We start from the raw sequence: 7,376 nt of genomic DNA on the forward strand, positions 1-7,376 counted from the left end.
TGCTCGAAAAAAGGGCACAAAGCCGACGGCGCAGTGATGCACCGCGCGAGACACATACGGAATCTCTCATCGATGCCGTCTCGAAAGGCTTTAGCATGCCCACTGTCTCCGCCCACGTGGCTCTCACCCTCGCTCAGCACATTGACGCCGTCTTCGGTGTGATGGGTAACGGAAACGCATACTTTCTGGATGCCATCGAGAAGCAGACCTCCGCGGTCTTCACGGCCGTCCGGCATGAACAGGGGGCGGTTGTCGCAGCCGACGCGCATCACCGCGCCTCCGGCCGGATCGCCGCGGCGACCGCGACGTACGGCGCCGGCTTCACCAACACACTGACAGCACTTGCCGAGTCCGTTCAGGCGCATGTGCCGCTTGTGCTCGTCGTCGGCGACGAGCCGACTTCCGGCCGCCGCCCCTGGGACGTCGATCAGATCGCTTTGGCGTCAGCCGTCGGTGCGCGCACATATACGGTCGGTCGAGCGGATGCTGCGGCGACCACAGTCATCGCCATCGAGCATGCTCTGACCTACCACGTACCGGTGGTGCTCGCGATTCCCTACGATGTCGCGGCACTGGATGCTGGCCAGGTTCCCCCTGCACCAACCCCGCGAGTGCCCGCCCCGCTCTCCCCCAGCGGTGAGTTCGGTGCGGGGATGCTGGATGAGATCGCCACCGCCCTTCGCGGGGCACAGCGCCCATTCCTGCTCGCCGGCCGCGGCGCCTGGCTCGCCGGCGCCAGCGAAGCGCTGGGAGCCTTGGCCGATGCCAGCGGTGCACTAACTGCGTCCACGGCTCTCGGGCGCGGGGTCTTCCCCGCGACGCAGTACGACCTCGGCGTCACCGGAGGCTTTGGCGCCGAAGGCGCGATGGACCTCATCCGCCAGGCCGATGTCGCCGTGGTCTTCGGCGCATCGCTTAACCAGTTCACGATGCGCTTCGGCGAGCTGTTCGCGCCGGGAACCCGAGTTTTCCAAGTGGATACGGCGCCGGCCGCAACTCATGCGCATGTCGGCGGCTTTGTTCGCGGTGATGCGCGACTGGTGGCCGAGGCGCTTGTCGGTCGACTCAACACCAATACCTCACCCGCCTCGCAGACCGTGCGCGCTGAACCGGCCGATATCGGCGAGCCGCAGGCCGCTGCTGCCACCTGGCGGGAAAGCGTCGACGTTTCTGCAGCCCGCACCTATGATGCCGGCGATCCTCTCGCCGCCAATGGCCGCTTGGACCCACGTTCGGCAGCGCGCCGTATCGGTGAGCTGTTGCCCGAAGATCGCGTCGTCGTATCCGACGGCGGACACTTCATCGGCTGGGCGAACATGTACTGGCCCGTGGCGTCTCCTGATCGCATGATGATGATCGGTACCGCATTCCAAGCGATCGGACAGGGCTGGCCGAGCGTTGTCGGGGCTGCTCGAGCGCGGCCCGAGTCGACGATCGTGCTCACCAGCGGCGACGGTGGCGGCCTGATGGCTATCGCCGACCTCGAGTCCGCCGTGCGCGCTGCTGGCGGTCGCGGCTGCGCCGTGATCTGGAACGACGCCGCTTACGGCGCCGAGGTCAACCTCTACGGACTCAAAGGCCTGGCTGAAGCACCGATGCGCATTCCCGAAGTGGACTTCGCAGCTTTCGCCGCAGCCGTCGGCGCGGAAGGCGTCGTTGTGCGCACACTGGCAGACCTCGACCGGCTCGGCACCTGGACTTCAGAGGACGCCAGCGCGCGGCGCTTCCTTCTTCTCGACCTGCGCATCTCCGGCGACGTCATCGCGCCCTATCAACAGGAGATCATCCGTGTGAACTCCTGAACGGGCAAGACCAGCGCAGGTTCGGCTCCGCTCAGCCGGCGTAGTCGGGCAACTCCTGGAGCGTCCAGCTGTTGCCGTCCGGATCGTCGAAGGTGACGAAGCGTCCCCATGATTGCTCGTCGACGCCGCCTGCCTCGACCCCGGCATCCTGCAATTGCTGCAGCGCAGCATCGGCATCCGGCACCACGACCTGGATCGTGTCTTGCTGCCCCGGCGCGAGCTTTCCGCCCAGTCCGACGCCGAATGCAATCGAGCATGCCGATCCTGGGGGCGTCATCTGCACGAAGCGGAGACCTTCGTACGGGACTTGATCATGATCGGCGTTGAAGCCGATCTTGAGGTAGAAGTCCTTCGCCCGGTCGACATCAGTAACCGGCACGAAGATGAGTTCGATTTTCCAATCCATCATGCACTCCTCCTGACGGGCATCGGCGCCCGACCAGTGTCAAAGATACGCCCGGGGTCAGACATTGCGCATCCGAGTCTTTTCAGATCCAGCCCTTGTCCTGCGCGATGCGCACAGCCTGTGCCCGGTTGCTCGCGCCGACCTTGCCGATGGCGGCAGACAGATTGTTTCGCACCGTACCCGCAGACAGGAAGACCTCCGCGGCGATCGCTGCGGCGCTGCGCCCGTCTGCGGCCAGTCGCAGCACCTGCTGTTCTCGATCGCTCAGCGGATTGGCCCCGTCGAAGAGGCTGGCTTCGGCGAGCGCAGCATCCACAACGCGAAGCCCCGCGTGCACCCGCCGCACCGCGTCCGCGAGCTGCTCGGCGGGAGCATCCTTCACCACGAATCCGCTGGCACCAGCATCCAAGGCGGCCCGCAGGTATCCGGGTCGCGCGAATGTCGTCACGATGAGCACCCGCGTACCCGGATTCGCCGCGCGCACGGCACGAGTGGCGGCGATTCCGTCCATCCCGGGCATCTGGATATCCATGAGACATACGTCCGGTGTGGTCTGCGCCACCAACTCCACGGCCGCCTCTCCATCTCCGGCCACACCGACCACGCTCAGGTCGCCCTCCAGCTCGAGAAGAGCCGCCAGCGCACCCCGCAGCATCGCTTGATCGTCCGCGATCACCAGTCGAATCATCCGAGCGCCACTCACCACGTCACTTCCACCTGCGTGCCTCCCGCTTTACCCGGGCGCACGGCAAACACGGCGCCACTTGTCGTCGCTCTCTCACGCATACCGTGCAGGCCGTTGCCCTCGGTACCGGCGAAACCACGACCGTCGTCAAAGACAGTAAAACTGCCCGGCGCAATACCCACCGTCACCGTGGTGGCGGCGGCATGCCGCAATACGTTCGTCGTCGCTTCGCGGAGTATCCAACTCGCCGTCAATGACTGCGCAGGCGACAAAGCTCCAGCATCGCCATCGACGACCATCGCTACATCCGCCGCTCTCAACGCATCTCGACATGATTCGAGCTGCTCGATCAATGCCGCGCTCCGAACACCCGCTACCGTCGCCCGCACCCCGGCGATAGCCTCGACCGCGAGGGCTTCGATATCGGCGAGCTCGGCCTTGGCCCGTTCCGGGTCACTGTCGATCAGCCGGCGCACGAGTTGCGCTTTCAGGCTCACCACCGTCAGCGAATGGCCCACCAGGTCGTGCACGTCCCGCGCGACGGCTTCGCGCCCCTCACTCGTGGCGAGCTCGAGTCCGAGCGTCTCTGCCTGGGCCGAACGGATGATCAGGGTCGTCGAAACCGTATTGACCACCGCGAGCAGGATGATGATCGCCAGCACGGAGAGGTACGTCGTACCTCCCGGCGCGAAAAAGACTGCCGCTGCTGTGATTGTGATGGTTGCGATCAGCGTGACCCAGTGCGCGAGCCGCGTGAGTCCATATGACGCGAACGACATGATGAACGGCAGGAAGCTCAGTGCGCCGCCGCCGCTGGCCGGCACTGTCAGCGCTGCGCACAGGATCATCCCGGCGAACGCCATCCACTGGCTCGGCTTGGGTGGTGTCGTGAGTCCGCCGCCGCCGAAGCTCATCCCGTAAACGAATCCGGCGACATAGATCACGACGAACGCACTGAGGGCGACCCAGCCCGTGATGATCCAACCGGAGGCGGCATCCGATCGCAAAAGCGCCATCACCGGGTAGAAGAGGAAGACCAGCCAGACAGCAGCCATCACCCAGCCGAATCGCTCCCACGGAGAACCGGCGCCGACTCGGCCCTGTCGGCTTCCTGGTGCGGCCCAGGCCGCGGGAACGGCACCGGCGGCTGCTGCCACCGATGCGTCCCGCGCGCCTCTGGTCACGTCATCCGTCATGCCTTCGACCCTATCGACGCGAACGCGAGCGCTTGACACCGACGGCCACGAGAATGGCGAACAAGACGAGCCACACCACGATATTCAGCAACACCATCCACAGCGAGTCGGTCTGCCCGGTCGTGAGCGTACCGTCGGTCAACGGCCAACGGCTGAGCGCTACGAAACCGTAGAGCGGCGTGAAGCGTGCGATGTCGAGCATCACACCGTCCAGAGGCATGAAGACGTTCCCGAAGAACGCGAAGAATGTCATCGAGATCGAAGCGAGCGCAGCTGCGGTATCGGAGTTGAAGAACAATCCAACGCCCAGACCGTACAGCCCGAAGATGAGGCCGAGTCCGAGGATGATTCCTGCGCACGCCCACCAGCGCCAGACGTCGGTTGTTTCTGCTCCGGTGGCCAGCCCAGCTGCGAACACCGCGAGCATGGCGAGTGCTGCGAAGATGACAGCGGTCACGAGCTTGGTGGCCGCGTATCCCGCAGTACTGAGCGGCGTCATCGCCAGCTGACGGCCCCACCCTTGCTTCGCTTCCGAGGCGGCAAGCGAGGTGATCGAGCTCATGGCAACGGCGGTGCCGTAGGCGGCCATCGACACCATCACGTAGAACTTGACGTTGCCATGCCCCGCAGAGATATCGCCGTAGCCCATGCTCGCACCGAACAGCAGGTACATCGCCACGGGCATCCCGAGCGTGAAAGCGAGTGTGTAGGGGTTGCGGATCTGGCGCATCGATTCGATGCGCAGCATCGTGGGTGAGATTGAGATGGTCATGATCAGTTCTCCGTCAGGGCTGTAAAGGCGGTCTCGAGGGTGGGGGCAGCGATCTCCAGATCGTGCGCTCCGGCGTTCAAAAGGACGGATGCCACGACATCCGAATCCTCCGCCCGCAGGCTGACGCGATCACCGTCGACGCGGACGTCGGTGACGCCGTTGGTCGTGCTCAGGATGCTGAGGAGTTGATCCGCACCCGTGGCGGGAAGGTTCGCGGCGAGCGTGCGGCCACCGAGGTTAGCCCGCAACTGCGCAGTCGGCGCGTCCGCGACGATCCGGCCACGGTGCATGACAACGGTGCGGCGAGCGAACTGCTCTGCCTCTTCGAGGTAATGCGTGGCGAAGATAATGGTGCGCCCGGCGTCGGCGTCGGCGCGCATGACGTCCCAGAAGTGGCGGCGCGCGGTGACATCCATGCCGGCGGTTGGTTCGTCGAGCACGAGGATGTCGGGGTCGGCGACCAGTGCCAGCGCGAATTTCACGCGCTGTTGCTCACCGCCCGAGCACTTGGCGATCCGGCGGCTGGCGAGCGGCTCCAGGTCTGTGCGAGCGAGCACGTCGGGCACTCGCGAAAGCGCCTCCCGACCATGCAGGGATGCGATGATCTCAACGGTCTCACGGACGGTGAGGTCCGAGAGCAGCCCACCGGTCTGCAGGACGCCGGCGATCGTGCCGGCCTTCGCCGCTTTTGCGGGCTTCTCACCGAACACCGTGACCGTGCCGCCGCTGCCGTCGGTGAGGCCGAGCAACATGTCGAGCGTCGTGGTCTTTCCGGCACCGTTCGGGCCGAGGAGGGCGACGACTTCGCCCCGTCGGATGCTGAGATCCAAGCCGTCGACCGCTTTGACTGCGCGGGCGCCGAAGCCGAAATGCTTGTTCAGTCCCTCGAACGAAACGGCGGTGTCGGATGCCGTGACGGATGGCCTCGGAGAAGTAGATGTGCTCGCTGCTGTGCTCATGGACCCAGTCTGGCCACGCGGCGCCACGGAATCCGGAGTCTGCTGTCATCTCATTCGCGTGACATGTGTCACGCCGCCGAAACAGGTGTCTCGCAACTAACGGTGTATGCCGAGAAAACAGCGATTGGTTGTGACACATAGTTGTGAGACTCGACGCCACCGCGTTGTTTCCTGAATTAGCTTCTCATCAGTGATTTGGCGCCGAGACGTCTCGTAACCGTAGGGTTATGCGACACTTCGGTTACGTGTTGGTCGGGACTGCTGCATTGACGGAATCAGCGGCTTCAGTTCAGGAGCAGCCCTGTTCTTGAACCCACTGGGTGGCCTGCTCGTCCGCGTCGTCGGCAGTGGTCGGATGGTCAGCCTCGATTGGCTGCTCATCGAGACTGACTCCGTCGCGGTCGACGTAAACGCTCGTCGTGAGGACGATCTGCGCGCCGTCATATAGCGTGCGCGGCACATTGCCCGATGTGTATCCGTAGCTGTCAGTGCCGAACGATTCAACGTGATCTAGGCCGCGGAACGAGGTGGCGACGGCTTCGCCACTGGATGCGGTCATCGAATCCTGAAGGACTGCGATCGGGGCATCGGTAATCTTGGACTGTTCTCCAACGCTAATTGTTGTGCTGCCGAGTCCTACACCGTTGTTGTAGACCGTGACCGGTGTCATCTGTTCTGTTCGTGTGGTGAAAGAAAATGCGGTCCCGTTCGGCAGGAGAGCTGAGACGCCCGAGAGCATCGGGTACATGTTGCCGCCCGTATTACCACGGAGATCAACGATCCAACCACAGGTGTCGGGTGCTGCGTCCGCGATGCCGTCAGCGGCGGTTTGTGCGTATTCCTGCTGAAGATCGCCCGAAACAGCACCGAGCGCTGGCAGGACGATGGTGGTCACGCCGTCCACGGTCGTCACGGTTGGAGCCTCATACTTGGCGGTCGATGAGTCCGCGTACTCATTGGTCTCTTCCGGGTCGAGGAAGACTGAGTGCTGACCGCCCGCCGCGGTTGTCGCCGCGGCGATCTCGTCATACAGGTCCGAATAGTCGTCTGCGTCAGCGGCGGCCTGTTCGAGCGCGGCACGGGCGGTATCCCACTCGTCACCGGACGCGCGATACCCCTGGTTGAGATGCTCGATGGCAATCTGCCCGTACTGCTCAGGAGACGGCGGTATCAGGTAGAACCCCATCCGAGGCCCATACGTGTGAGCCGCCCACAGCACACCCGCGATCAGAAGAACGAAGATCACACCCACCACGGCCAGAATCTTGCGAATGCGACGACTGCGCTTGGGACGAGAAGAAGACGCAGTATGGGAGTGCATACCCTCCACACTCTCATCGTGCGGTTAACTTCTCGTCATCCTCAGGTCGCAGCTGGGTCATCCCGAGGGATGAACAATCGCTCCCGGTCAAGCAAGCGCTGTCTCGTAACCTCGGTGTCTGACGCGTAGATGTGGTGGTGAGTAGGCGCGATGAGGATCCCGGGGCCCGTTGTGGCCTCGGGTCGTTCGAGGTCGTGCTCAGGCTGCGTGTGCTTGGTAGGGCTGTGTTCGGGTG

General features: G+C 64.2%; 8 protein-coding genes. 1 reads left to right on the top strand and 7 read right to left on the bottom strand.

Features of this window, described 5'->3' with window-relative positions:
- Positions 1-95: 95 nt before the first annotated feature.
- The gene (locus tag ACSU1L_RS05930; protein WP_439255016.1) at positions 96-1,802 is read left to right on the top strand and encodes a thiamine pyrophosphate-binding protein; all 1,707 of its coding nucleotides are present in this window, start codon (positions 96-98) and stop codon (positions 1,800-1,802) included.
- 31 nt (positions 1,803-1,833) lie between these two features.
- Here the strand turns inward: ACSU1L_RS05930 and ACSU1L_RS05935 are convergent, their stop codons facing one another.
- The 7 genes from ACSU1L_RS05935 to ACSU1L_RS05965 all read right to left on the bottom strand — a co-directional run.
- Complete coding sequence (locus ACSU1L_RS05935; protein ID WP_438253691.1) at positions 1,834-2,208, bottom strand: VOC family protein; 375 nt, start codon at positions 2,206-2,208, stop codon at positions 1,834-1,836.
- A gap of 82 nt (positions 2,209-2,290) precedes the next feature.
- A complete protein-coding gene (locus ACSU1L_RS05940) occupies positions 2,291-2,896 on the bottom strand; it encodes a response regulator (RefSeq protein ID WP_438253690.1) in 606 nt (201 codons plus the stop codon).
- Positions 2,897-2,907: 11 nt separating this feature from the next.
- On the bottom strand, positions 2,908-4,089 hold the full coding sequence (locus ACSU1L_RS05945; protein WP_439255017.1) for a sensor histidine kinase: 1,182 nt from the start codon (positions 4,087-4,089) through the stop codon (positions 2,908-2,910).
- 10 nt (positions 4,090-4,099) lie between these two features.
- The gene (locus tag ACSU1L_RS05950; protein ID WP_439255018.1) at positions 4,100-4,861 is read right to left on the bottom strand and encodes an ABC transporter permease; all 762 of its coding nucleotides are present in this window, start codon (positions 4,859-4,861) and stop codon (positions 4,100-4,102) included.
- A 2-nt stretch (positions 4,862-4,863) separates the two neighbouring features.
- Positions 4,864-5,820: an ABC transporter ATP-binding protein gene (locus ACSU1L_RS05955; RefSeq protein ID WP_439255019.1), complete on the bottom strand. Its 957-nt coding sequence runs from the start codon at positions 5,818-5,820 to the stop codon at positions 4,864-4,866.
- Between the two features lie 289 nt (positions 5,821-6,109).
- The gene (locus tag ACSU1L_RS05960; protein WP_439255020.1) at positions 6,110-7,141 is read right to left on the bottom strand and encodes a S41 family peptidase; all 1,032 of its coding nucleotides are present in this window, start codon (positions 7,139-7,141) and stop codon (positions 6,110-6,112) included.
- Positions 7,142-7,182: 41 nt separating this feature from the next.
- Positions 7,183-7,376, bottom strand: a 194-nt coding sequence (locus ACSU1L_RS05965; RefSeq protein WP_439255021.1) for a hypothetical protein, incomplete at its 5' end; no start/stop codon positions are given.

The organism is Microbacterium sp. A94, assembly GCF_051842855.1.
Taxonomy (GTDB): domain Bacteria; phylum Actinomycetota; class Actinomycetes; order Actinomycetales; family Microbacteriaceae; genus Microbacterium.

Excerpts from the sequence above, each read along its gene's own strand:
- ACSU1L_RS05950 (WP_439255018.1), bottom strand. The coding sequence starts at position 4,861 with ATGACCATCTCAATCTCACCCACGATGCTGCGCATCGAATCGATGCGC.
- ACSU1L_RS05935 (WP_438253691.1), bottom strand. The coding sequence starts at position 2,208 with ATGGATTGGAAAATCGAACTCATCTTCGTGCCGGTTACTGATGTCGAC.
- ACSU1L_RS05960 (WP_439255020.1), bottom strand. The coding sequence starts at position 7,141 with ATGCACTCCCATACTGCGTCTTCTTCTCGTCCCAAGCGCAGTCGTCGC.
- ACSU1L_RS05940 (WP_438253690.1), bottom strand. The coding sequence starts at position 2,896 with ATGATTCGACTGGTGATCGCGGACGATCAAGCGATGCTGCGGGGTGCG.
- ACSU1L_RS05930 (WP_439255016.1), top strand. The coding sequence starts at position 96 with ATGCCCACTGTCTCCGCCCACGTGGCTCTCACCCTCGCTCAGCACATT.
- ACSU1L_RS05945 (WP_439255017.1), bottom strand. The coding sequence starts at position 4,089 with ATGACGGATGACGTGACCAGAGGCGCGCGGGACGCATCGGTGGCAGCA.
- ACSU1L_RS05955 (WP_439255019.1), bottom strand. The coding sequence starts at position 5,820 with ATGAGCACAGCAGCGAGCACATCTACTTCTCCGAGGCCATCCGTCACG.